Source organism: Microbacterium sp., assembly GCF_031179285.1.
GTDB lineage: Bacteria > Actinomycetota > Actinomycetes > Actinomycetales > Microbacteriaceae > Microbacterium.
Genome location: NZ_JAPSHY010000001.1, coordinates 163474 through 188169, shown reverse-complemented (window position 1 = coordinate 188169; position 24696 = coordinate 163474). Strand labels below are relative to the sequence as shown.

The window sequence follows — 24696 nt, the reverse complement described above, 5'->3', positions numbered from 1 at the left end:
GAACCGCATGCCGCCAGATTACCACCGTCGCGAGCGGCGCTCGGCCGTTCGCGACGGGGGCAACCCTGACTACTCGGTGATCGATGCCCTGCGCTCGGTGCGCTTCTCGTGAGACGAAGCGATGAGGCTGGCGACGGTGGCCACCGTCATCGACGCCAGGATGACGCCGAGTGAGACCATGTTGTCGATGTCCGGCACCCATTCGACGTGCTGGCCACCGTTGATGAAGGGCAGTTCGTTCACGTGCAGGGCGTGGAGGATGAGCTTGACCCCGATGAACCCGAGGATGACGGCGATCCCGTAGTGCAGGTAGCGAAGGCGATCCAGCAGGTCGCCGAGGAGGAAGTAGAGCTGTCGCAGCCCCATCAGCGCGAAGATGTTCGCCGCGAAGACAAGGAACCCGTCGGTGGTGATCTCGAAGATCGCGGGAATCGAGTCGATCGCGAAGATGAGGTCGGTCACACCGATCGTGATGAACACGATGACCATCGGCGTCCACATGCGCTTCCCGCCGACAGTGGTCCGCAGCTTCGAGCCGTCGTAGCCCTCGCTGATGTCGATGCGGCGGCGCAGCATCCGCACCACGAAGTTCTCTCGCTTGACCTCGCCCTCGTGGTCGCCGTCCGGCATCGCCTGGCGGATGGCGGTCCAGATGAGCAGGGCACCGAAGACGTAGAAGATCGGCGAGAAGTTCTCGATGATGGCGACGCCGATGAGGATGAACGCGCCTCGCAGCACGAGAGCGATGATGATGCCGACCATCAGCACCTGCTGCTGGAGCCGCCTCGGGACGGCGAACTGGGCCATGATCAGCACGAAGACGAAGAGGTTGTCGATCGACAGGCTGTACTCCAGCGCCCACCCCGTGATGAAGTCGCCCGAGTTCTTCCATCCGCCGACGTTGCCCAGGATCACGGCGAAGAGCAGAGCGAGGGCCACGTAGAACACCACCCACAGGGTGGATTCCTTGGTGGAGGGGATGTGCGGGCGGAGTCGAACGAGCAGAAGGTCGGCGATCAGGATGATCGTGAGCACGATCATCGAGGTGATCTCGAACCAGAGCGGGATTTCCAAGGGCGCACTGCACCTTTCGAGAGGGGTCGGAAATGAGCCGAAAGTCTCTCCCCCGCACCGTCGGGTGCGTCGCGCGTCCGGAGCAGCTCTGTCGATGCTCGTGATGACGTAACGCGCGGATCCGGGATACTCCCTCTCGCATCGCAATGCTACCGGAGCCGGTGCGGCATGGTGAAATGGTCGGCGTGACTGCGAACAGACAGCCCGTGACCACCCCCTCCGACATCGACCCGCGCGACGCGGCTCCCGGGAACTCCTGGTCCCGGTCGATCGCCTCGCTCATCTTCGTCAGCCGCTGGCTGCAGGCGCCGTTGTACCTCGGGCTGATCGTGGCGCAGGTCGTCTACGTCGTGGTGTTCATGGTGGAGCTCTGGCACCTCATCGCGGAGGACGTGTTCGGCGACATCACCCACATCGACGAAGCGACCATCATGCTGGCCGTGCTCGGCCTCATCGACGTCGTCATGATCGCGAACCTGCTGATCATGGTGATCATCGGCGGCTACGAGACCTTCGTCTCTCGGATCAACACCGACGGGCATCCGGATCAGCCGGAGTGGCTGTCGCACGTGAACGCCAACGTGCTGAAGGTGAAACTCGCCATGGCGATCATCGGCATCTCCTCGATCCACCTGCTGAAGACGTTCATCGAGGTGGGCGATCTCGGTGCGCCGGTGAGCGACAGCGACAGCGTCACCGGCGAGACCTACACCTGGGACGGCGTGTTCTGGCAGGTCGTCATCCACATGGTCTTCATCGTGTCGGCCGTCGCGCTCGCCTGGATCGATCGCATGTCCCAGCAGACGCTGGCGAAGACGCACGCCGCCGCTGCGCACTGATCTGAGACGATGGGGCATCCGTCGACACTTCCAGGGTGAGAGACACCGAACGGAACAGGATGCCCGTGCAGACGAGTGATCAGAGATGGGCGGCGCAGGCCGCGGACGGCGACGAGAGCGCCTTCCGTGAGCTGTACCGGGCTCACGTGCGTCCGGTCTACTGGATCGCCCACGGCATCCTCGGCTCGTCCGCCGATGCCGAAGACGTCACCCAGGAGACGTTCGTCGTCGCGTGGCGGAAGCTGCCCGCTCTCCAGCTGCACGGGGAGTCGATCCTGCCGTGGCTGGCGACGATCTGCCGCTTCCAGGCGGCGAACCGCCTTCGCCGCCGACGCAAGGATCAGGCGCACACCGCCGATGCTGCCGACGAGACCGTGCCCGGCACGGTGAACGTCGAGGAGCAGGTCATCACCGCCGACCTCGCTGCCCGGATCACCGCCGAGATCGGCACCCTGAGCACGCTCGACCGCGAGATCTTCCGGCTGTGTGCGGCGGAAGGATACGCCTACCAGGCCGCCGCGGAAGAGCTGGGCGTGAGTCACGCCGTCGTTCGGAACCGTCTCTCCCGAGTGCGCACGCAGTTGCGCGGCGCCGTGAAGGAAGCGAGAGACGCATGAACGACAACATCGAGCCGGACGCATCGTTGCCACCGATGACGGATGCGGCGATCGAGCGCATCGAGAGCGCGGTGTTCGCACGCATCGCCGCGGAGCGTCGACCCTCACGCAGCGGTGCCGAGCGCGGCACCACGCGCCGTCGTCGCTGGCTCACGGGAGCGGGGATCGCCGCCGCCTTCGTCGTCGGTGTGCTCATCACCCCGCCGATCCTGGGCGTCGTCGGCGCGGGCGCGCCGTCGACCATCGCTGATGGATACAGCATCGCGACGCAGGGCGGCGGAAGCCAGGAAATGGCACCGGAGTCCGCACAGGACCTGTCATCCAGCACAGTCGACGACGGCCGGACCGCCACCGATGAGGGCGCGACGCGCGAGATCATCGCCAGTGCCCAGGCGACCGTGCAGGTGGACGACATCGGTGCGGCTGCGGACGTGATCGCGACTCTCGCGGACGAACACGGGGGATTCGTGGAGAGCACGAATATCGGCAGGTCCGCCGCCGTCGATGGAACGACCGAACCGATGCCGACCGACGGCGGCTACGGGTGGATCAGCATCCGCGTGCCGTCGACGGACCTCGCCGCGGTGATCGACGCGCTCGACGAGACCGGCGAGGTGGTCTCGTCATCGATCTCGAAGCAGGATGTGACGTCGACCGCGATCGATCTTCGAGCTCGCGTCGATGCCACGCGGGCGTCGGTGCAGCGACTCACCGAGCTGATGACGCAGTCCGGCAGCGTGTCAGAGCTCATCGAGGCCGAAGTCGCCCTCACCGACAGGCAGGCGCAGCTGGAGTCGTATGAGCAGCAGCTCGCGGCGCTCGAAGATCAGGTCGCGATGTCGAGCCTGCAGGTGCAGCTCACCGAGACCGCAGCGCCGACCGAGGCCGACCCCGCCGGCTTCGGCGACGGGCTGCTCGCCGGATGGAACGGGCTGGTCGTCTCTCTGAATGCCCTCGTGATCGCAATCGGGTTCATCCTCCCGTGGCTGGCCGTGGCCGCGATCGTCGCGCTCGTGGTCGTGGCGCTGCGCCGCAGCCGGCGTCGTCGCCGCCGCGAGGCGAGCGCCGATTCGGAGAACCCTCACATGGGTCCCGACGACTGAGAACCTTGTAATTCCGGGGTATACAAGAAGGCTTGTGTAAACGGCGAGCCGAACCTAACGTGGCAGTCGTGGAAGACATCTCCGTGATCACCGCCGTTCATCATCCGCTGCGCCGGCGGATCTTCGACTACCTGCTGCTGTACGGGACGTCGCAGGTGACCGGGATCTCGCGGGCGCTCGGCAGTCAGGTGGGAAGCATCAGCCACCACCTGCGGATGCTGGAGCGTGCCGGCGTGGTCGAGCGCGCCGAAGATCCCGACGGCGATCGGCGCACCAGCTGGTGGACCCTGTCGCGGAAGGGCTTCAGCTGGTCCGCAGACGACTACGCCCAGGCACCAGCGGATGCACTGCTCGCCCGAGAGGCCGAGCGCAACGGCATCCGCGCCCAGATCGACCGGCTGCAGCGCTGGCGTCATCGGCATCGCGCAGGCGAGCTGCCCGAGTACGACGGATTCAACACCGAGTACCTCGGCTGGGCAACCCCGGAGGAGCTTCAGGAGCTGTCGCGGCGGCTGCGCGACACGCTCAGCGAGTGGCGCTCGTCGATCGATGATTCCGACGGCCGGCGCCGGGTGCCTGTCTTCTTCTTCTCGCACGCTTTTCCGACGGAACCGTGATGTCGGTCATCGAGCCCCGTCAGCTTCACGCGCCCCCGGTGTTCCGCCGCGACACGGCGGTTCACGCCTGGATCGCCGTGAAAGCACTCTCGGACGCCGGAGACGCCATCTGGATGATCGCCCTCGCCTGGACCGCCGTGCAGATCGCCTCCCCCGCGGTCGCCGGTCTCATCATCGCCGCCGGCACAGTGCCGCGTGCGATGATCCTGCTCTTCGGTGGCGTGATCGCCGATCGGGCGAATGCCAGGCGAGTCATGATCCTGTTCAACGCACTGCGCGTCGTCGTGCTCATCGCCGTGGCACTCTGGGTCCTCGCCACACCACCCTCGGTGGCCGTGCTGTTGTTCGCCGCGATCGCCTTCGGGGTGTGCGATGCGTTCTACGAACCGTCCGCCAGCACGATCGGCCGGCAGATGGTGCGGCCGTCGGATCTGCCCTCGTACAGCGCCGTGTCACAGACGGCGACGCGGCTCGGCACGATGGGAGGTGCGGCGGCCGGAGGAGTGCTCGTCGCTCATCTCGGCCTCACCGGAAGCGCATCGGTGAATGCTCTCACCTTCGCCCTCGTGGTCGCCTTCATCGCGATCTGGCTGCGTCCGCGTTTCGCTCTCGCCCGAGCCGATCGGGAGCCGACGCTGCGCGGCATCTCGCGGGGGTTCGCCCACCTTCGTCACGCACCGACCACGCGAACCCTCGTCATCGCGCTCTCCGGATTGAATCTCGCGGTCGGTCCCGCCGTGGGAATCGGCCTCGCGCTGCGCGCCAGCGACGAAGATTGGGGAGCTCCCGCGGTGGGCCTGTTCGAGGCGCTGCTGGGACTCGGCGCCGCTCTCGGGGCGGTCTCGGTTGCCAGATGGCGCCCTCACCGTGAGGCGTATGCAGGATTCTGGGCGCTCGTCGTGCAGGGGGCCGGCATCGCCGCCCTCGGCTTCAGCCCGTTCTGGGGCGTCGCGGCCGCCGCTTTCGTCATCGGCGCGACGGCGGGTTTCGCGTCGGTGCTCCTCAGCTCCACCTTCGCGGCGACCGTCGACACGGCGTACCTCGGGCGGATGAGTTCGATCACCCGTCTCGGCGACGACTGCCTCATGCCGCTCGCGATGGCGGCCTTCGGTGCACTCGCGTCGGCTATCGCCCTCTGGGTGCCGTTCGCTCTGTACGGTGCGGCGATGGCGGCGATCATGATCCTGCCGCTGCGGAACCGCACCTTCCGAACGCTGTCGCTGCGACAGCAGGCGTGATGAGCCGCGATCTCGTCCGCAGGAACGACGAAAGCCCTCGGCGAACCGAGGGCTTTCGTGTGTTGTGTGACCCCAGCGGGATTCGAACCCGCGTTACCGCCGTGAGAGGGCGGCGTACTAGGCCGCTATACGATGGGGCCGTCCTGCGAAGCGTTTCCGCCGCGCGACAACCGTTCAAGTATGCCATGACGATTCTCGGTGCGCCAAATCGTGGCGGCAGCGCTCGTGCACTCGGGCGTGGCGCTCCGCAAGGGGTTTGCCGAGGTGCCGCATGAGACGGTTGACTCGTCTCATGCGCGTGACCAAGTACGAACATGCCGGCCTCCGAATCGACCAGAACTCCGAGACCGTGTTGATCGATCCGGGGTCGTTCACCACGCCCATCGACGACCTGGCCGGTGTCGTCGGCATCGTCATCACCCATGAGCATCCCGACCACTGGACTCGTGATCACCTCGACCGGATCCTTCGGGTCGTTCCCGATGCCCTGATCTTCGCGCCTTCCGGGATGGCCCGGGCCGCCGACGGTTATGGGATCACGGTCGTAGCCCCGGGTGACACCGCCGAGGCGGGCGGGTTCGCGCTGCGCTTCTTCGGAGGAACGCACGAGATCATCCACTCATCGCTGCCGGTCATCGAGAACGTCGGCGTGCTGGTGAACGACCGGTTCTACTACCCCGGCGACTCGTACGCCGTGCCCGAGGGGGTGGAGGTGGACACCCTCGCCGCTCCCCTGGGCGCACCCTGGCTGCGGATCGGTGACGCGATGGATTTCGTGCTCGCCGTGAAGCCGCGCCGAGCCTTCGGCACGCACGACATGACCCTCTCCGTCATCGGCAGGAACATGCATCGCGACCGGCTGCGGTGGGCGACGGAGCAGGGAGGCGGCGAGTTCCACGACCTCGAGCCGGGCCAGAGCGTGGACGTCTGATCACTCCGAATGCATCGCCTGGACTCGGAGGTCGCGGGCCAGGTGGTCCCGCTGCTCGATGATCAGTCGTCGCAGTGCCGCCGGTGACGTCTCGTTGTCCGCGAGCCACCGGTCGACGAGCGTCAGCGACTCCGTCGCCGGGAACAGCCCGGTGACGAGGCGGCTCGCCAACTCGATGCTGCGCGTTCTCCACGCCTCATCGATGCGGGAGAAGTACTCCTCGTCGAATCGCGCGATGAGGTCCCGGCGTCCGCCCGCGCGAAATCCCGCGATTTCCGCGTCGAGATGGCCGTTGCTCAAGGACGTGTCGGTCCATGCCGTTCGCCACGCTGCCTCGCGAACCGCCGCGTCGGGCCGGGACGCGAGCGCTCGTCGTGCCGCCGTACGCCCGGTGCCGGTGTCGTCGCGCTCCAGCTCGGCCGCGACGTCATCGGCGCTCGCATGCCCCGTGGTCACGAGCGCGGTCAGCAGCTGCCACCTCAGGTCAGGGTCGATCACGAGTCCCTCGGGAATCACACCAGCAAGGAGTGCCGTCACCTCAGCGCTCAGCACATCGTCATAGGCGGATGCCGTCGCGAGGGTGCGCGCCCAGGAGAGCTGCGCGTCGCTGCCGGCGTCGGCGGATCGCAGAGCCTCCCCCGCGGCTTCAGTCCATGAACGGTGCTCCACGGAGCGGCGCTCGCCGGCGAGGAAATGCCGCGTCGCGAATCCGGCGTTGGCGAGAACCCCCGTCAGCAGCCCGATGTTGGGCTCGCGGCGCGCGTGCCGGCGCACGATGGCGAGATACCGCACGGGGTCCATCTCGCCGTCGCGCGTCGCGTTCCACAACGAAGACCACACCAGTGCCCTCGCAAGCGGATCGTCGATGTCGGAGAGCGACTCCTCGACGGTGGCGAGCGAGCGCTCGTCGAGTCTCGCCTTGGCATAGGTGAGATCGTCGTCATTGAGCAGGATGAGATCGGCGTCCGGGATTCGGACCGGAGTGCGCTCGTCGCTGATGTCGAGCGGGATCTGCTCGTGCCTGACGACGCGGCCGTCCACCCGGCGATAGATCCCGATTCGCAGGCGGTGCGGCCGCGGATCGGTCTGCACGAGGGAGCCGTCGCCGCTGTCGCCGCGGGCGATCTCGAGAGCGAGCGTCGACATCCCGGTCGTCTCGAGCCACGCACGCGACCAGTCGCTCATATCGCGCCCCGAGACCGCCGTCAACTGCGCGAGGAGGTCACTGAGGGTGGTGTTGCCGAACGCGTGCGCGGCGAAGTACCGACGCGCGCCCTCGAAGAACGCTTCCTCGCCGACGAAGGCCACCAGTTGTTTGAGCACGGCGGCGCCCTTGGCGTAGGTGATGCCGTCGAAGTTCAGCTTCGCCGCCTCGAGATCGGTGATGTCGGCGACGATGGGATGCGTCGTCGGGAGCTGATCCTGCTGGTACGCCCAGGATTTGCGGCTCGCGGCGAACTTCACCCACGCATCGGCGAACCGGGTGGCCGCCGCCGAGGCGTGCGAGCCCATGTAGTCGGCGAAGGACTCCTTCAGCCACAGGTCGTCCCACCATCGCATCGTGACGAGGTCACCGAACCACATATGCGCCATCTCATGCAGGATCGTGTTCGTGCGGGCGGCACGCTGGGCCTCGGTCGCCGCGCCGCGTGAGAGGTACCCCTCGGTGAAGGTCACCAGGCCCGGGTTCTCCATCGCGCCGAGGTTGTACTCCGGCACGAAGAGCTGATCGTATTTGCCCCAGGGATACGGGTAGGCGAACGCGTCGGTGAAGAAGTCGAGCCCTTGCCGCGTGACCTCGAGGATCTCGTCGGATTCCAGATACTGCGCAAGCGAGCGACGCGCGAAGACACCGAGCTCGATCGTCTGATCGCCGCGGCGCCATTCGCCGTCGATGCGCGCGTAGGGACCGGCGGCCACGGCCGTGATGTAGCTGGAGATGGGCAGCGTGGGCGCGAACTCCACGGTCTGCACGCCGAGGCCTGCGTCGACGTGTGCGGGCGCCTGATTGGAGAGCACCTCCCACCCCGCGGGCGCGGCGACGACGAACGTGTATGACGCCTTCATGTCGGGCTGCTCGAAGCACGCCATCACGCGCCGGGCGTCGGCGGGCTCGTACTGGGTGTAGAGATAGGTCTGCTCGTCTGCGGGGTCGTGGAATCGATGCAGGCCCTCGCCGGAGCGGCTGTACAGGCCGGTCGCCTCGACGCGCACGACGTTGTGCTGTGTCAGACCCGTGAGCGCGATGCGCGCCCCGTCGTAGCTCACGTCATGCTCCGCGCCGTTCACCGTGACACGGTGGACGGACTCACCGATGAAGTCGAGCCACGTCTCGGACGTCGTGGACTCGAACTCGAGGGTCGTCGTGGTCGCGAAGCCGGTTCGGGCACGCTCCGGCGCTCCGGTGAGGTCGAGATCGACGCGGACGCGGGAAAGGGTGACCGCCGCGGATCGCGCCGCGGTCTCCTCCCTGGAGAGGTTGGCGGAGTTCATGTCTCCATCGTGTCATGCGCCCGCGGCAAGGCCGTGCCGCCCGGCCCGGCTTCGCGACCCGCGCGGCGACCGCGCGGGTCCATTCAGCCGGCACCGAGGAGGCGGCGGATCGCGCTCTCCGGTGCCACCGTGAGATCGAGCGTGCGTCCGCGAGCATATTGGCGGAAGACTCGCGGGTCGATATAGCTGCTTCGGGCCACCGCGATGGTGTTGCCGAGCGCCGAGGCTGTCGCCTGGACCGCCAGCCGCTCAGCCTGGCGCCGTTCGCGGGGAGTGTCGAACGGCCCGATTCGGGCGAGGGCGTCCGCGGCGAGGATCGTGCCGTGCAGGGTGCGGAAATCCTTGGCGGTGAACGCGCCGCCGGTGACGTCGCGCAGGTACGCGTTGACCTCGGCGGGCGTGATGCGCACGCGCCGGCGACCCCGCCGGTATGCCAGCAGGAAAGTGCGCCCCGGTCCTGAAGCCAACTCGGCCAGCACGACGGCCAGGTCGGGGTCCGTGATCTCGATGGCTGCTCGCTGTCCACTCTTCCCCGGGAATGACAGCGCGACGTTCGAACCGTCCACTTTCACGTCATGCCGCCGCAGGGTCGTGAGTCCGCGGCTGCCGTGCCTGACCAGGTAGCGTTCGGACCCGATACGCAGAGCCGCGTCGTCGAGCAGACGGAATGCCGTGGCCAGCACCTGCTCGCGCGGATCCGACCCGTCTCGAAGCGCGCGCGTCACTCTCGCCCGCGCGCTCGGGAGAGCCTTGGCGAGCGCAAGAGCCCTGGTGAACTTGCGCTTATCGCGGCGCGCACGCCAGAGCGGATGGTAGAGATACTGGCGTCGCCCCGCTTCATCGGTACCGACGGCCTGGATGTGCGCGAGCGGTTCCGCGGCGATCCACACCTGCTCCCACGCCGGCGGGATCGCGAGATCGCGGATGCGCTGACGGTCTCCCTCGCTCACGGTGCGGCCTGCAGCGTCGAGGTATCGGAATCCGGTTCCCGACCTGACCCGCCGAAAGCCCGACGGTTCGCCGGGGACCACGCGAATCAGTGCTGCCATGTCGCACCCTCCCTTCAGCCCGCGTCACGACGGGCGGATCACCGAACCCACCATCGCCGTGCTGGACGCACCGCGGAAGGGGCTGGCGCCCCGCCCCGGGCCGGTGATACGGCGTTGCTATACCCGAATGCACCTGATGTCCAGGGCATTCTTCGAAAGCGCCGACTCCGGGATGCTCGACACAGTTCGGAGGAGATCCAGGATGGTGCGAGAGCGGATGCAGCATTCACGCGGTCAGTCTTCCGCGGACCCGACCCGTGTGCGCAATCAGCCTGCTCTGCGCACGTCGCCCGGCACGATCTGGCTGCTCGTCGGCGGGACGTTCGCCGTGATCTGCCTGATCCCGCTCATCGGGATCATCGCGACGGGGCGCTCGGCCGCGGTCGTCGCGAGTGTGACGATCGTGCTCGTCGTGGCACTGTACGCCGCGATGGTCGCCATCCGTCTCTCGGCTTCTCCCGGACCTCGCCGCCTTCGCTCGATGGCTTACTGCTTTCTCGGGATGGCGGCGATCGCTCTCATCGGCATGGTGATCTGCGTGCTGATCCAGTGGAGCTCGCCGCTGCGCATGTGATGCCGGCATCCAGTGCAGGCGACCAGGTCACGGTCCCTTGTTGCCCCGCTGCCGGATCATGCCGATGACCAGCGTGCCCAGGAAAAGGATGATTCCGATCACCGCGAGCCAGAACAGTCCCTCGAAGACGAATCCCACGACGGACAGCACGGCCCACGCGACGAGAAGGATGATGATGAAGGTCCACATGCCCTCGACCGTACTCTTCGGGCGACACCACCGACAGCCCTTGATGCGCCACCGCCGCTGATCGCACCAGGGACAATGGGTGCGTGGACGGCTATTGGAATCACAACACGGCGTATCACCCGCGAATCCTCGATCTGGCTCACGGGCGGAGGCAGGTGCTCGATGTCGGCGCCGGCGATGGCCTTCTGCTGCAGCGGTTGTCACCGCTGGTGGGCACGGCGACAGGGATCGAGCCTCACCCGGCCACACTGGCCCGCGCTCGATCTCGACTGGCGAATGCGACGAATGTCACGCTGGAAGCGATGGATTTTCTTTCGTTCGATCCCGCTCTTCGACCGTTCGACCTCATCACCTTCGTCGCCACCATCCACCACATGGATCTCGAAGCGGCTCTCGCCAAGGCGCGCGATCTCCTCCGGCCCGGAGGCGATCTGTTCATCGTCGGTCTCGCGGCGAATCGCTCTCCTGTCGACTGGGCCGTCTCCGCGCTGACTCTGCCTGTGGTGCGATTCGCCTCGCTTGTGCATCGCGAGACCCGTGATGTCGGTGTCCCTGTCGCCCGTCCGTCGCTGGGCCTGAGAGAAATCCGCGAGACGGCCGAGCGGCTGCTCCCCGGGGTCGAGGTCCGCCGCGGTCTCTACTATCGGTATCTGTTGCGGTGGACGAAGCCTGCGACGGAAGGGGGGGAACGTGGCGACAGCCGATTCTGATCGGCGCTCGTGGTCTCGGATCGAGATCGATGGAGGAGCTCTCCTTCGCCGGCCGGCGGCGGGCGACGTTCCTGGCGTGTTCACCGTGCATCGAGACCCGGCGGTGTACCAGCACGATCCGCAGGAGGTCCACCCGGACGGTGCCCACACCGCACGGTTCCTCGAGCCCATATTCGAACACTGGCAACGCCACGGATTCGGCTATTGGTCGGTACTCGTGCCGGCACAGGTATGGCCGGATGGCGTGGCGGGCACGGAAGCCGGCGACGGTCATCGCGTCATCGCCGGACTGGGAGGGATCCAGCACCGGATGACAGCCGGGAAGGCGACTCTGAACGTGTACTTCCGCTTCGCCGTGCCGACTCAGGGACGCGGACTGACGCGGTTGCTCATGGAGCGTGTGCTGACGCTGGCTCCTCGGGTCGCCCCGGGCGTCGACCTCGTCGTGCGAACACGTCCGGCCAACGCGGTCGCGCGGCATGTCGCTGAACGTTCCGGTTTCATCGACGAGGGCCTGGAGCCGGGAACGACCGACATGCAGCTGCTGCGCCTCCCCCCGCCCTCATAACACCTCGCCGAGGCTCAGATCTCCGGCTGCGCGGGAGCAGGGGCCGCGTGGCCCGGCGCGCCGTTCGCCACTGCCGGCACCACCCGTTCGAGGACGACGGCGAGCAGGCCGACGATCCCGGCCCCGGCGACCATCACCGCGATGAACCAGCCGTCCAGGTCCGCGCCGAGCAGCAGCCCCGCGACGAGCGGACCGGTTACCGCGCCGCCCTGGAACGCGGCGGAATTGATCGCGTTGTAGCGCCCGCGAGTCCGATCGGACGCCAGGTCGTTGTAGATCGCCGGGACGGTGGGTTGAAGCATGGTCTCACCGAAGGCGAACACACCCATGAAGGCAAGCACCCCGATCGCCGCGGCCAACGAGTCGGGAAGGAGTCCGGTCGCTCCGAGCAGCAACCACGAGCCTGCCCAGACGACCGCCATGACCACCATCACCCGCGTGCGCCGCTTGCCGGTGATCAGTCGCAGGACCGCGAACTGCAGGAGCACGATGACCGCGGTGTTGACGGCGAACGCGAGTCCGACGATCCGCGTCGAGACGTCGGCGACTTCGCGTGCGTATGCCGGGAAGCCGGCCTCCATCTGGCCGTATCCGATGAACACGGCGATGAAGGTGAGCACCGTGAGCCACAGGACGGCCGGGCGTCGGAGGATCTGCAGGTAGCCACCCGCGTCGGACACCCCCTCCTCAGCGTCGGCCTGCGAACGCACGCGGCGCAGCGGTCCGAGCAGCAGGGCGAGAGGGATCAGGCTGCTGGCCGCGTCGACGAGGAAGATCGTCGTGAACGTGGCGGGATCGCTCACGTCGACGAAGAAGCCGCCGATGATCCCGCCGACGCCGATGCCGAGGTTCACGAGGGCGAAGTTGACGCCGAAGTACTGCTGGCGAACCTCGCCGTCGACCACGGCGGCGATGAGCGCGTTGAATCCGGGCCACGACACGCCGAAGTTGATTCCGATGAGCATCACTGCCGCTGCGGCTGTCGCCGGGTGGGTTGCGAAGGCCAGGAGCGTGCACCCGGCGATCATGGCGAGGAGTCCGGCGATCAGCACCACGCGGGCCCCGAACCGGTCGATGAGGGTCCCTCCTGGTCCGGTCACCACCAGACCGGTGATCGCGATCAGGCTCATCAGCCCGCCAGAGAGGCCGAGGTCGAATCCGCGGACCTCATGAAGGTAGATGATCGTGAACGGCAGCGTCATCCCCCGGCCCAGTGTCTGGATGGCGACCGTCGACAGCAACCAGCGCCCCTCTGTGGGCAGCGCACTCCAGAACGTCCTCATGCCGGTCATCGGATCATCTTCGCCGATGGGTCCGACACCGACCACGCGACGCGCGAGGGATCGGACCGCTCAGTCGCTGCGGCCGGACTTCTTGTCCATCGCAGTCAGGAGCTCCTTCAGCGTTTTCTCGATGTCGACGTGGTCGTACTGCCCCGCTCGACTCTCCCCTGAGATGACGGCGCACCGATGGAGCTTCGTGAAGTCACCGTAGGGGAAGCGGTAGCGGCCCTTGGTCCCCTCGGCCGCATCGGTGTCCTCCCCCAGATGCCAGAGTGCGAACTCCTTCATGCCGTGCTCATCGATGAACGCGTTCTCCTCGTCCGTGCTGGGAGCGTGTTCGCTCCAGTCGTCGCGTGAGTCGTCGACGAACTCGCCGCGGCGGAGCAGCCCGCGCGCGTGGGTGAGCGCCTCTTCGTTCAGTTCGATCGTCATGTCCTGCTCCTCTCGGTTCGACGGCTCCCGGGCGGAAGGCTCTCGTGCACACCGATGGTGGTACACCGACGCGCCGCTGCCGAGGGGCTCGCGAAAGGAGCTCCGCGCTGCTAGCTGAGCGACGAGCACGACCATGCCGGCGCCGCCGCGGGCACCGGACGAGCACGGATGAAACCAAGAAAACCCCCGCTCAGGCGGGGGTTTCGATCTTGCTGGGGTACCTGGACTCGAACCAAGAACAACTGAACCAGAATCAGCCGTGTTGCCAATTACACCATACCCCAAGGGCGAAACCGGGTCTCGCGCCAAGAGTCAAGCCTACCCGAGCGGTGTCCCGAACACCAAAATGAGCGCAGCCGAACCGCGCCCGGGCGCGTCGAATGGCTCAGCGTCGGAGCGTCTCCGCGAGCGCCCGCAGGCGGCGCAGACTCTTCTCTTTGCCGAGCAGTTCCATGGACTCGAACAGCGGTGGTGACACCCGCCGACCGCTGATCGCGACGCGCGGAGGTCCGTACGCAACACGGGGCTTCAGTTGCAACTCGTCGACGAGCGCAGACGACAGGGCGTCCTGGATCGCCGACGGACTGAAATCGGTGATGGGTTCGAGCGCGGCCACGCTCGCATCAAGCACCTCGGCGGCGTTCGCGGGCAGACCCTTGAGGGCATCTGCTTCGTACATCAGCTCATCGGTGAAGAGGAAGCCGATCATGTCCGGCACATCCCCGAGCAACTGAACGCGCTCCTGCACGAGAGGTGCCGCACGGAAGGCGAGCACGAGCTGCTCGTGGGTCGGCTCCTCGAAGAGCCCGGCCGCCGCGAGGTAAGGGATGGTTCGCTCGGCGAAGTCCTTCACATCCAGCATCCGGATGTGGTCGCCGTTGATGGACTCGGCCTTCTTCTGGTCGAAACGCGCCGGGTTCGGATTCACGTTCACGATGTCGAACGCGGCGGTGAACTCCTCGAGCGAGAAGACATCCCGGTCGGGACCGATCGACCAGCCCAGCAGAGCGAGATAGTTCAGCAGCCCTTCGTGGATGAAACCGCGATCGCGGTGCAGGAACAGGTCGGCCTGCGGGTCGCGCTTGGACAGCTTCTTGTTCCCCGTCTCCCCCAGCACCAACGGCATGTGCGCGAAACGCGGCACGAAGGTCGTGACGCCCGCGTCGATGAGGGCGGCGTAGAGCGCCAGCTGGCGCGCGGTCGACGGCATGAGATCCTCGCCGCGCAGTACGTGGGTGATGCCCATGAGGGCATCGTCGACCGGATTGACGAACGTGTAGAGCGGAATGCCGTTCGGGCGCACGACGACGAAGTCGGGGAAGGACCCGGCGGGGAAGGTCACCTCGCCGCGGATGAGGTCGACATAAGTCAGGTCCTCGTCGGGGACGCGAAGCCGCAGCGCGGGCTGGCGACCTTCCTCACGGAATGCTGACCTCTGCTCGTCGGTCAGAGCGCGGTCGAAGTTGTCGTAGCCGAGCTGCTTGGCGCGCCCGTTCGCTTCGTTGCGGGCATCGATCTCCTCGGCCGTCGAATAGCTCTCGTACAGCGCACCCGAGGCGATGAGCTTGTCGATCACGTCGCGGTAGATGTCGTGGCGCTGCGACTGTCGGTACGGCGCGTGCGGACCGCCGACCTCGACGCCCTCATCCCAGTCGATCTTGAGCCAGGTCAGCGCATCGACCAGCTGGCGAAAGCTCTCCTCGCTGTCGCGCGCGGCGTCGGTGTCCTCGATGCGGAACACGAGCTTGCCACCGGTGTGCCGGGCGTAGGCCCAGTTGTACAGGGCGGTGCGCACCATGCCGACGTGTGGAAGCCCGGTCGGCGAAGGGCAGAACCGGACGCGGACGTCGGCGCCGCTGGCGGTCGTGGTCTGGGGGTGAGGAGTAGCCATAGCCCTCCAATCCTACGGCGCGGGCAGCGCTCGCCCGTGCGCGACCGCTGATCATCTCCGGCGACTGACGGCGAGGACGGCGGTGTGCGGCAGGGCCACGAGAGCGTCGACCGCGGTCGCAGCACAGAGATCGTCGAAAGCGCGTCGGAAGCGCTCCCTGTCAACCGGTCCCTGTTGCCGATAGAACAGCCCGGCAGCCGCGACGCCACCTTCAGCGGAGGTCCAGAGCGCCGCGGGGTCGGCGCGCCACGTCCACTCCAGCGGGATCGTGGTCACGCTCGGCCAGCCCGCCTCGGTCAGCATCTGCGCGAATCCGTCCCGCGTGCGATCGAAATCCAGGTGCGGCGCGAGACGCTCCCCCGCAACGGATGGAAGACCCGCGCGCTGGCAGACATCGACCCAGAACCACGACGGCGATGACGACCAGATCGTCGCCGCCGACACCTGCGCCGACACCCTCAAGAGCTCCGTCGCCGCGGCTCGCGGGTCGGCGACGTGGTTGAGGACGAAGTTCGCGACCACGCAGTCGTAGGCACGATCCGCGACAGGCAGTTCGGGCAATTCCATGTCCACGACTTCGAGGCCGGGATACAACCGCTCGGCGACCAGACGCATCGTCGCCTCCGGCTCGCCCGCCGTCACCGACCAGCCGGCGGCTGCGAACCGGGCGGCGAGACGGCCGGTCCCCGCTCCGACGTCCAGGAGTGAACGCCCCTGGCCGCGCCCGATGGCGCCCACGAGCGCATCGGCCGTGCCCTCGCAGAGCGACGCGTACGACGACTCGTACGCCTCGCCGACCCCGCTCCACGCCTTCAACTGGGTCGCTCTCAGCGGCTGCCGGTGCGGCCCAGCGGCGAAAGCGCGACGATCACGACGACGAGAACGGCTGCAGCGACGCCGAGTCCGGAGTACTGGAAGCTCGACAGCACCACACCGGCGAGGACCGCGCCGGCGGCCGCTGACAGGCTCATCAACGAGTCGCTTCGCCCCTGCCGACGCGTGCGCAACTCCGGCGCCGAGGCCTCCGTCAGCAGCGCCGCACCGGCGACGGTCGCCGCGCTCCAGCCGAGACCGAGCAGGACCAGCGCGATCATGACGCCCCACGCCTGATCATTGGTGAAGATGGCGAACGCGAGCGAGCCGCCCAACAGCGCCTGCCCGAGAAGGACGACCTGGAGCCTCCCCCAGCGGTCTGCGAGGATGCCGAAGATCGGCGACAGCGCGTACATGCCCGCGACGTGCAGCGCGATGGTGACCCCGACGAGCGCCGAGATGTCGGCCGGTGTCGGGTCCATCCCATGTGCGCCGTGCGCCATGTGCGACAGGTGCACCGGGGTCATCGCCATGACGGACGCCATCACGACATGGGAGCCGGCGATCGCGAAGATGGCGTAGCGCGCCACGAGAGGACGATCGGCGACCGCCCCTCCGACGGTCGCCGCCGAGGCCTTCGCGATCCGCTGCGCCGCAAGGAGGGGATCCGGACGCAGGGCGACGAGGTAGAGGACGAGAGCGGCGCACTGGGCGACGAAGGAGAAGACGTAGGAGCCCGTCTGCGGCGGCATCCCGATCGCCTGTCCCACCACTTCGCCGGGACCCAGCAGCAACGGGCCGGCGACACCGCCGATGGTCGTCGCCCACACGACGATCGACAGATCCCTTCCTCGATGCGCGGGAGCCGCGAGATCTGTCGCTGCGAAGCGCGACTGCAGGTTGCCGGCGTTTCCCGCCCCGATCAACAAGATGCCGACCAGCAGCAGCGGGAAGGTGCGCAGGCCCGCGGCGACGATGACGACGGCGATGCCGATCAGGGCGAAGAGGTTGCCGAGCGAGAGAGCGCGGCGGCGCCCGACCCGAGCCGCGAGACGCGCGAGCGGGATCGCGCAGAGTGCGGCGCCGAGAGTGACCGAGGCCGTCGCGAGCCCCGACAGCGCATCGTTGCCCGAGATGTCGGCGGCGAGGAGAGCTCCGAGCGAGACGGTGGCGCCGAAGGCGATGCCGCCCAGCACCTGCCCCAGCGACAGCACGAGGACGGTGCGCCGCTGCACCACCGCCTGTTGCTGCGCTGTGAGCGCCACCACCGTCATGACACCGGAAGTGCGTCGCGCACGCTGTTGCGCAGGATCCCCAGACCTGAGATCTCGACCTCGACCGTGTCACCGGCGACGAACGTGCCGACGCCCGCCGGTGTGCCGGTGAGGATGACGTCCCCGGGAAGCAGCGTGAACACCGCCGAGGCGTACTCGATGATCGCCGGGACGGAGTGGATCATGTCGGTGAGCGGCGCCTGCTGGCGCACCTCGCCGTTCACCCGGGTCTCGATGGTCGCGGATGCCGGGTCGAAGTCGGTCTCGATCACCGGCCCGAGGGGACAGAACGTGTCGAACCCCTTCGCTCTCGACCACTGCCCGTCCTTGCGCTGCAGGTCGCGCGCGGTGACGTCGTTGGCGATCGTGTAGCCCAGCACATAGTCCAGCGCATCCTCGGCCTTGACGTTCTTCGCAATCCGGCCGATCACGACGGCGAGTTCGCCCTCGTACTCCGTCTGCGCCGACAGGGTGGGGCGCACGATCGTGTCACCAGGACCGATCACGGAGGTGTTGGGCTTGAGGAACAGGAGCGGTTCCTCCGGAGCCACCCCGCCCATCTCGGCCGCATGATCGTGATAGTTCTTGCCGACGCAGACGACCTTCGACCGAGGTATCACCGGCGCGAGCAGCGCGGCGTCCGCGAGCGGCACCCGGGCTCCGGTGGGCTCGTAGCCGGCGAACAGCGGGTCCCCGGCGAGGACGACGAGGTCCTGCTCGTCGACGATTCCGTAGGTGATGGCGTCGTTGTGGCTGAATCGGGCGATCTTCACCCGACCAGCCTATCTATCGGTGTGACCCGCGGGCCGCCGGATCATGCGTCCAGGCGCAGCAGCCAGCCGTGGCGGTCTTCGCGACGCCCGTACTGGATGTCGGTGAGCTCTTCGCGCAGCGACAGGGCCAGCTCGCCGAGCGGCTGGGCTTCGTCGAAAGCATCACCGACCAGAGCACCGATCGGGGTCACCACGGCGGCGGTACCGCACGCGAACACCTCGACGATGTCGCCCGATGCCACACCGTCACGCCATTCGTCGATCGAGATCGCCCGGCGCTCGACGGTGTATCCCCGATCCTCGGCGAGCTGGAGCAGCGAGTCACGGGTGATCCCCTCGAGGATGCTGTCGGACTGAGGGGTGACGACCCGGCCGTCTTTGAAGACGAAGACGATGTTCATGCCGCCGAGCTCCTCGACGTTGCGGTGCTCGTCGAGGAACACGACCTGGTCGCAGCCCTTGGCACTCGCCTCGGCCTGCGGAAGAAGACTCGATGCGTAGTTGCCACCGGTCTTCGCTTTGCCGGTACCGCCCCGCCCGGCGCGGGCGTAGTCGTCGGAGAGCCAGATCCGCACGGGTTTGACACCCCCGGCGAAGTACGCGCCCGCAGGGCTCGCGATGACGTAGTAGGCCACCTTCTGAGCGGCACGGACGCCCAGGAACGCCTCCTTGGCGAACATGAAGGGCCGCAGGTACAGGCTCTGATCGGCACCGGAGGGCACCCAGCGACCGTCGACGGCGATGAGCTCGCGCAGAGACTGGATGAAGTACTCCTCCGGCAGCTCGGGCAGTGCCAGGCGCCGTGCGCTCGCCTGCAGCCGCGCGGCGTTGCGGTCAGGGCGGAACGTGTGAATGGAGCCGTCGGCGTGGCGGTACGCCTTGATGCCCTCGAAGATCTCCTGCGCGTAGTGCAGGACGGACGCCGCCGGGTCGAGCGCGATGGGTCCGTACGGCTGCACGCGCGGCCGGTGCCAACCGCCCTTGACCGACCAGCAGATGTCGACCATGTGATCGGTGAAGGTCACGCCGAAGCCGGGATCCTCCAGCACCTCGGCCAGGCGTGCCGGAGTCGCCGCCTGCAAATTCTTCGTCACAGCGAAGTCGAGCGGGGCAACGACCGCAGTCGCATCGATGGTCGTCATGTCGTCATCCGTTCCTCGTGGTTCTGCGCTCCGTCGCGCTGTTCCAGCCTACGCCTGTCATCGCGCGGCTTCAGCGGCTCAGAGCCGTGCGGTGATCGCCGCGCCGACCTCGCCCGTGGTGCGCGATACACCGTTCCGCTCCGCGATGTCGGCCTCCACGGCCGCGGTGACCCGGACGGCTTCGGCGGAGAGTCCCAGGTGATCGAGCAGCAGTGCGACCGAGAGGATCGCCGCGGTGGGGTCGGCCTTCTGCATGCCTGCGATGTCGGGAGCGGATCCGTGGACCGGTTCGAACATCGACGGGAACGCGCCGTCGGGGTTGATGTTGCCGGATGCCGCCAGGCCGATGCCTCCCGTGACCGCACCGGCGAGATCGGTGAGGATGTCACCGAACAGGTTGTCGGTGACGATCACGTCGAATCGAGAGGGATCGGTCACGAGGAAGATGGTCGCCGCGTCCACATGCAGGTAGTCGACCTCGACTTCGGGGTGCTCACGGGACACCTCGTCGACGATGCGCTGCCAGATGGCACCGGCGTTGACGAGAACGTTGGTCTTGTGGACGAGCGTGAGCCGTCTCCTTCGCCGCTCGGCGAGGTCGAAGGCGTAGCGCACCACGCGTTCCACGCCGAACGCGGTGTTCACCGACGTCTCGTTGGCGACCTCGTGCGGAGTGCCCTTGCGGATCGCTCCTCCGTTGCCGACATACGGGCCTTCGGTGCCCTCCCTGACCACCACGAAGTCGATCTCCCCGGGGTTCGACAGCGGCCCCGGGGCTCCGGCGAAGAGTTTCGAGGGACGAAGGTTCACGTAGTGGTCGAGCGTGAAGCGCAATCTCAGCAGCAGTCCGCGCTCGATGTTGGCATCCTTCAACCGCGGGTCGCCGGGGGTGCCGCCGACGGCGCCCAGCAGGATCGCGTCGTGTGCGGATATCGCCTCGAGGTCGGCGTCGGTGAGTGTGTCGCCGGTCTCGAGGAAGCGCGCGGCGCCGAGCGAGAAGCGGGTCTTGTCGAAGGAGACGTCGCTTGCTGCGGTGACGGCGTCGAGCACCTTCTCCGCTTCCGCGATGACCTCGGGGCCGATGCCGTCACCCGGGATGACGGCCAGCTTCACGACACGCGACATGACACTCCTTGCAGCGGGATCGCCCGCGATCCGGCACCGGCGGGCGTGCATCCAGCGTAGTGGTCAGTGAACGCGCCCCGAGCGCAGTGTGACGGCGGCGATGACACCCGCAGCGATCACCAGCCCCGCCCCGATCAGGGAGGTCACGGTCACGCCCGACCCGAACGCGGCAGCCGCGGCGTTCCAGAGCGCATCGCCGAGGTCGGCCGGCAGCGCGTCCGCTGCCGTGTAGGCACCGGCCAGGGTCTCGCTCGCCGTGGTGGCCGCGTCGGCGGGCAAGCCATCCGGCAGCGCCAGGGCCCCGCGGTAGAACGCCGTGATGATCCCGCCCAGGACGGCCGTGCCGAGCACCGCCCCCAGCTCGTATGCGGTCTCGGACACGGCGCTCGCGGCCCCCGCCTTCTCGGCGGGCGCACTGGAGAGGATCAGCTCGTTCGAGATGGTCTCGGCAGCTCCGATGCCGACGCCGAGCACGACGAAAGCGATGATCAGTGGCGCGACACCGTGCTCGTGGTTGGTGGCGGCGACGATCAGGTAGCCCGCCACGGAGAACACCAGAGCGCCCGGCACCAGCACGTGCGCGGGGACCCGGCGCGAGATGGGCACGACCGTGAGGCCCGCGATGATCATCGCCACCATCCCGGGCACGAGCGCGAAACCCGCCGTCATGGGCAACAGTCCGAGAACCAGCTGCAGATGCTGCGACACGAAGTACAGGAAACCGACGAGGGCGACGACACTCAGAAGATTCACGAGGATCGCACCCGAGAACGAACCGCGACGGAACAGCGACATCTCGAGCATCGGGACCTCCGCCCGGAGCTGGCGCCGTACGAACAGTGTGCCCATCGCGAGACCGAGCAGGATCCATCCGCCGGCGGCGGCCGTCGGCCCGTCGACAGCCAACGCCTTGATCGCGTAGACGACGGGAATCATGGCCGCCATCGACAGCGCGATGCTGACCGGATCGATACGGCCGGGGGTCGGGTCTCGGCTCTCCGGCACGAGCAACGGGGCTGCGATGAGCAACGGGATGAGCACCGGCACCGCCACGAGGAACACCGAACCCCAACTGAAATGCTCGAGCAGGAATCCCCCGACGATCGGCCCGAGAGCCGACCCGGCGGAGAACGCCGACGCCCACACCGCAATGGCCATGCGACGCTGATCCCTGTTGCGGAAGATCGATCGCAGCAGCGAGAGCGTAGAAGGCATGAGCATCGCTCCGAAGAAGCCGAGCAGCGCCCTGGCTGCGATGAGCAGCCCGGCAGTAGGTGCGAACGCCGCCAGCGCGGAGACGGCGGCGAAGCCGGTCGCGCCGATGAGCAGCATCCGACGGCGACCGAACCGGTCCCCCAGGGTTCCCATCGTCACGAGGAGGCCGGCGAGCACGAGCGGGTACGCATCGATGATCCACAGCTGCTCGGCGCCGGTCGGCGCGAGAGCGATCGAGATCTCCGGAAGTGCGAAGCTCAGCACCGTGTTGTCGACCGAGACCAGCAGTACGGGAAGCATCAGGACGACGAGCGCGAGCCAGCCGCGCACGCCGACCCGGGGCGCGTCCGTCTCCGCCGTGGGGATCGACGCTGTACTGGTCATCGGAACACCTCTTCTGTGGACATCATCGGACGTAACTAAACCGTCCAGCTGGTATAGTAACAGAATCCGACCGGAACGAGGATGCGATGCCCCGACCCCCGCTGGCGCGTGAGCGCGTGCTCGATGCCTTCGAGAAGATCCTGATCGCCGACGGCGAGCGTGCCGCGACGCTCGATGCGACGGCGAAAGCCGCCGGGGTCTCGAAGGGCGGGTTGCTGTACCACTTCGGCTCGAAGGACGATCTCATCCACGGGATCCTCGAGCGCCTCGACGCACTCACCACCGTCGATCTGGAACGGATGGCTGCGGCATCCGAGGGTCCTGTGGCCTACTACGTCCGCACCTCGGTGATGGAGGACGATGCCCTCGACCGCGCCCTCATCGCCGCGTCCCGGCTGGCCCAGGGCGGATCGATACCGGCGGCGGACGGACTGCGCCGCACCCGCGGACGCTGGGCAGAAGCCATTCGCCCGTACGTGCGCGACACGGCGAGCCTGGACCTCGTGATGCTCGTCAGCGACGGACTGTACTTCAACAATTCGCTCGACGTGCACGGTCCGCAGCGGCTCGTGCCGAACGGCGCAGAGCTGCGTCAGCTGATCGAGCTGGTGCTGAGGGCCACCGCGTGAGAGACCCCGCGCCTCACGCCTCGGTGATCTCGATCTGACGGAACAGGTCCGCCTCGATCGCGCTCTGCACGTCTTCGAGGACCTCTTCCGACACCGGCGAGTCCAACGTGAGGATGCTGAGCGCCTGCGCTCCGGCCGCCTCGCGAGCGATCTGCATGCCGGCGATGTTGATGCCTGCCTCGCCGAACTTCTGTCCGTAGACGGCGACGATTCCCGGGCGATCGGTGTAGAGCATCACCACGTGGTGCTTCTCGATCGGAAGCTCGAGCGCGTGGTCATTGATCCCGACCAGCTTCTCGATCTGCTTGGGGCCGGTGAGCGTGCCTGAGACGGAGAGCTGCGACCCGTCTGAGAGAGCGCCGCGCAGCGTGATGACGTTGCGGTACTCGTCGCTCACGTCATCCTGGAGCAGGCGAACGGCGACGCCGCGCTGCTCCGCCAGAAGCGGCGCGTTGACGTATGACACGGTCTCGCTCACGATGTTCGTGAACACGCCCTTCAGCGCCGCGAGCTTCAGCACGCTCACGTCGTAGTCGTTCAGCTCGCCGTGCACCTCGACGTCGAGGCTCGTGAGCGGCGACGTCGCAAGGGCGGCGAAGATCTGGCCGAGCTTCTCGACCAGCGAGATGCCGGGGCGCACGTAGGGGTCGATCACACCGCCGGCGACGTTCACGGCATCCGGCACGAGGTCGCCGCCGAGAGCGAGCCGCACGGAGCGCGCGACCGAGACGCCGGCCTTCTCCTGCGCCTCCTCGGTGCTCGCACCGAGGTGCGGGGTCACCACGACATTCGGAAGATCGAGCAGCGCACGTGCGGAACCACCCTCCGCCGGCGGCTCAGAGGTGAAGACATCGAGGCCGGCGCCGGCGATCTCGCCGGCGACGAGAGCGTCGCGCAGCGCGGTCTCATCGATCAAGCCACCCCGCGCGACATTCACCACGAACGCGGTCCGCTTCATGGCCTTGAACTGCTCGGCGCCGATCATCCCCGTCGTCTCGGGCGTCTTCGGCATGTGGATGGTGAGGAAGTCCGACTCGGCGACGAGCTCGTCGAGGCTCAGCAGCTGCACGCCGAGCTGCTGCGCCCTGGCGGAGGTCACGTAGGGGTCGTAGGCGACCACTCGCATGTCGAAGGCCGCCAAGCGCGCAGCGACCAGGGCACCGATGCGACCGAGCCCGACGATGCCGACGGTCTTCTCGAACAGCTCCGCCCCGGTGAACGAGCTGCGCTTCCACGCACCGGAGGCGAGCGAGGCGTGTGCGGCCGGGATGCGACGGGCGAGGCTCAGGATGTGCCCGACGGTGAGTTCGGCAGCGGAGACGATGTTCGACGTCGGAGCGTTCACGACCATGACACCGGCGGTCGTCGCTGCTTTGATGTCGACGTTGTCGAGCCCGACACCGGCGCGCGCGACGACCTTGAGCTTCGGCGCGTGGCTCAGCGCCTCCTCGTCGATCCTCGTCGCCGAGCGGACCAGCACCGCATCCGCGTCCGTCAGCGCGGCGAAGAGAGCATCCCGATCGGTGCCATCGACGTTGCGGACGTCGAAGTCGGGACCCAGAGCCTCGATCGTGGCAGGAGAGAGTTCTTCGGCGATGAGCACAACGGGTTTCGGCACAGTGGATCCTTCGGGGCAGCACGGCAGACGGGAGGGGCCGATGCGCCGCACACCGTGGGGGCGCGATCGCTTCCACTGTACCGGAGGGGCTTCCCACCCCGTTCCGTGTGACGCG

General features: G+C 67.6%; 24 protein-coding genes and 2 tRNA genes. 10 read left to right on the top strand and 16 right to left on the bottom strand.

The annotated features are described in order from the left end of the window. Positions 1-69 precede the first annotated feature (69 nt). Positions 70-1074: a TerC/Alx family metal homeostasis membrane protein gene (locus RIN18_RS00970; RefSeq protein WP_309102061.1), complete on the bottom strand. Its 1005-nt coding sequence runs from the start codon at positions 1072-1074 to the stop codon at positions 70-72. Positions 1075-1280: 206 nt separating this feature from the next. Here RIN18_RS00970 and RIN18_RS00965 point away from each other — a divergent pair, with 206 nt between their 5' ends. The 5 genes from RIN18_RS00965 (at position 1281) to RIN18_RS00945 (ending at position 5488) form a co-directional block, all read left to right on the top strand. Then, positions 1281-1913 carry a TIGR00645 family protein gene (locus RIN18_RS00965; protein WP_309102060.1) on the top strand — a complete coding sequence of 211 codons (633 nt, stop codon included), beginning with the start codon at positions 1281-1283 and terminating at the stop codon, positions 1911-1913. A 59-nt stretch (positions 1914-1972) separates the two neighbouring features. Next, positions 1973-2530, top strand: coding sequence for a sigma-70 family RNA polymerase sigma factor (locus tag RIN18_RS00960; RefSeq protein ID WP_309102059.1), 558 nt, complete (start codon positions 1973-1975; stop codon positions 2528-2530). Next, on the top strand, positions 2527-3633 hold the full coding sequence (locus RIN18_RS00955; RefSeq protein WP_309102058.1) for a DUF4349 domain-containing protein: 1107 nt from the start codon (positions 2527-2529) through the stop codon (positions 3631-3633). Before RIN18_RS00960 ends, RIN18_RS00955 begins: the two co-directional genes overlap by 4 nt. Positions 3634-3701: 68 nt before the next feature. Beyond that, on the top strand, positions 3702-4250 hold the full coding sequence (locus tag RIN18_RS00950) for a winged helix-turn-helix domain-containing protein (protein ID WP_309102057.1): 549 nt from the start codon (positions 3702-3704) through the stop codon (positions 4248-4250). Further along, positions 4250-5488, top strand: a complete 1239-nt coding sequence (locus RIN18_RS00945) for an MFS transporter (RefSeq protein ID WP_309102056.1) — start codon at positions 4250-4252, stop codon at positions 5486-5488. The genes RIN18_RS00950 and RIN18_RS00945 overlap by 1 nt, the downstream gene beginning before the upstream one ends. Before the next feature lie 67 nt (positions 5489-5555). Here RIN18_RS00945 and RIN18_RS00940 read toward each other — a convergent pair. Beyond that, positions 5556-5628, bottom strand: a tRNA-Glu gene (locus RIN18_RS00940). Positions 5629-5780: 152 nt separating this feature from the next. On the opposite strand from RIN18_RS00940, the gene RIN18_RS00935 reads away from it, so the two are divergent. Next, complete coding sequence (locus RIN18_RS00935) at positions 5781-6419, top strand: MBL fold metallo-hydrolase (protein ID WP_309102055.1); 639 nt, start codon at positions 5781-5783, stop codon at positions 6417-6419. Here RIN18_RS00935 and pepN read toward each other — a convergent pair whose 3' ends face one another. After that, entirely contained in the window at positions 6420-8912 is a 2493-nt protein-coding gene (pepN, locus tag RIN18_RS00930; protein WP_309102054.1) for an aminopeptidase N, read from the bottom strand. It lies immediately after the preceding gene. Positions 8913-8995: 83 nt separating this feature from the next. Beyond that, positions 8996-9961: a DNA topoisomerase IB gene (locus RIN18_RS00925; protein ID WP_309102053.1), complete on the bottom strand. Its 966-nt coding sequence runs from the start codon at positions 9959-9961 to the stop codon at positions 8996-8998. A 202-nt stretch (positions 9962-10163) separates the two neighbouring features. Here RIN18_RS00925 and RIN18_RS00920 point away from each other — a divergent pair, with 202 nt between their 5' ends. Continuing rightward, positions 10164-10535 (top strand): hypothetical protein, encoded by a 372-nt coding sequence (locus tag RIN18_RS00920; protein ID WP_309102052.1) that lies wholly within the window; start codon positions 10164-10166, stop codon positions 10533-10535. 27 nt (positions 10536-10562) lie between these two features. Here the strand turns inward: RIN18_RS00920 and RIN18_RS00915 are convergent, their stop codons facing one another. After that, positions 10563-10724 carry a hypothetical protein gene (locus RIN18_RS00915; protein ID WP_309102051.1) on the bottom strand — a complete coding sequence of 54 codons (162 nt, stop codon included), beginning with the start codon at positions 10722-10724 and terminating at the stop codon, positions 10563-10565. Between the two features lie 83 nt (positions 10725-10807). Here RIN18_RS00915 and RIN18_RS00910 point away from each other — a divergent pair, with 83 nt between their 5' ends. Together RIN18_RS00910 and RIN18_RS00905 are read left to right on the top strand one after the other, a co-directional pair. Then, on the top strand, positions 10808-11434 hold the full coding sequence (locus tag RIN18_RS00910) for a class I SAM-dependent methyltransferase (RefSeq protein ID WP_309102050.1): 627 nt from the start codon (positions 10808-10810) through the stop codon (positions 11432-11434). Continuing rightward, positions 11415-12002 carry a GNAT family N-acetyltransferase gene (locus RIN18_RS00905; RefSeq protein ID WP_309102049.1) on the top strand — a complete coding sequence of 196 codons (588 nt, stop codon included), beginning with the start codon at positions 11415-11417 and terminating at the stop codon, positions 12000-12002. Before RIN18_RS00910 ends, RIN18_RS00905 begins: the two co-directional genes overlap by 20 nt. 14 nt (positions 12003-12016) lie before the next feature. On the opposite strand, the gene RIN18_RS00900 is transcribed toward RIN18_RS00905, so the two are convergent. The 10 genes from RIN18_RS00900 to RIN18_RS00855 all read right to left on the bottom strand — a co-directional run bounded on the left by RIN18_RS00900 (position 12017) and on the right by RIN18_RS00855 (position 22334). Further along, complete coding sequence (locus tag RIN18_RS00900; RefSeq protein ID WP_309102048.1) at positions 12017-13294, bottom strand: MFS transporter; 1278 nt, start codon at positions 13292-13294, stop codon at positions 12017-12019. Between the two features lie 60 nt (positions 13295-13354). Continuing rightward, entirely contained in the window at positions 13355-13717 is a 363-nt protein-coding gene (locus RIN18_RS00895) for a hypothetical protein (protein ID WP_309102047.1), read from the bottom strand. A 212-nt stretch (positions 13718-13929) separates the two neighbouring features. After that, a tRNA-Gln gene (locus tag RIN18_RS00890) sits at positions 13930-14001 on the bottom strand. Between the two features lie 101 nt (positions 14002-14102). Further along, on the bottom strand, positions 14103-15608 hold the full coding sequence (gene gltX, locus RIN18_RS00885; protein WP_309102046.1) for a glutamate--tRNA ligase: 1506 nt from the start codon (positions 15606-15608) through the stop codon (positions 14103-14105). A 51-nt stretch (positions 15609-15659) separates the two neighbouring features. Further along, positions 15660-16424 carry a class I SAM-dependent methyltransferase gene (locus tag RIN18_RS00880; RefSeq protein ID WP_309102045.1) on the bottom strand — a complete coding sequence of 255 codons (765 nt, stop codon included), beginning with the start codon at positions 16422-16424 and terminating at the stop codon, positions 15660-15662. Positions 16425-16435: 11 nt separating this feature from the next. After that, the gene (locus RIN18_RS00875) at positions 16436-17695 is read right to left on the bottom strand and encodes an MFS transporter (RefSeq protein ID WP_309102044.1); all 1260 of its coding nucleotides are present in this window, start codon (positions 17693-17695) and stop codon (positions 16436-16438) included. Next, positions 17692-18468 carry a fumarylacetoacetate hydrolase family protein gene (locus RIN18_RS00870; protein WP_309102043.1) on the bottom strand — a complete coding sequence of 259 codons (777 nt, stop codon included), beginning with the start codon at positions 18466-18468 and terminating at the stop codon, positions 17692-17694. Before RIN18_RS00870 ends, RIN18_RS00875 begins: the two co-directional genes overlap by 4 nt. Positions 18469-18509: 41 nt before the next feature. After that, the gene (locus RIN18_RS00865) at positions 18510-19610 is read right to left on the bottom strand and encodes a branched-chain amino acid aminotransferase (protein WP_309102042.1); all 1101 of its coding nucleotides are present in this window, start codon (positions 19608-19610) and stop codon (positions 18510-18512) included. Between the two features lie 78 nt (positions 19611-19688). Further along, positions 19689-20735 carry a 3-isopropylmalate dehydrogenase gene (locus tag RIN18_RS00860; protein WP_309102041.1) on the bottom strand — a complete coding sequence of 349 codons (1047 nt, stop codon included), beginning with the start codon at positions 20733-20735 and terminating at the stop codon, positions 19689-19691. Positions 20736-20798: 63 nt separating this feature from the next. Next, positions 20799-22334 (bottom strand): MFS transporter, encoded by a 1536-nt coding sequence (locus RIN18_RS00855; RefSeq protein WP_309102040.1) that lies wholly within the window; start codon positions 22332-22334, stop codon positions 20799-20801. An 86-nt stretch (positions 22335-22420) separates the two neighbouring features. On the opposite strand from RIN18_RS00855, the gene RIN18_RS00850 reads away from it, so the two are divergent. Beyond that, positions 22421-22963, top strand: coding sequence for a TetR/AcrR family transcriptional regulator (locus RIN18_RS00850; RefSeq protein ID WP_309102039.1), 543 nt, complete (start codon positions 22421-22423; stop codon positions 22961-22963). 13 nt (positions 22964-22976) lie between these two features. Here RIN18_RS00850 and serA read toward each other — a convergent pair whose 3' ends face one another. Then, positions 22977-24581 carry a phosphoglycerate dehydrogenase gene (gene serA, locus RIN18_RS00845; RefSeq protein WP_309102038.1) on the bottom strand — a complete coding sequence of 535 codons (1605 nt, stop codon included), beginning with the start codon at positions 24579-24581 and terminating at the stop codon, positions 22977-22979. Positions 24582-24696: the final 115 nt, after the last annotated feature.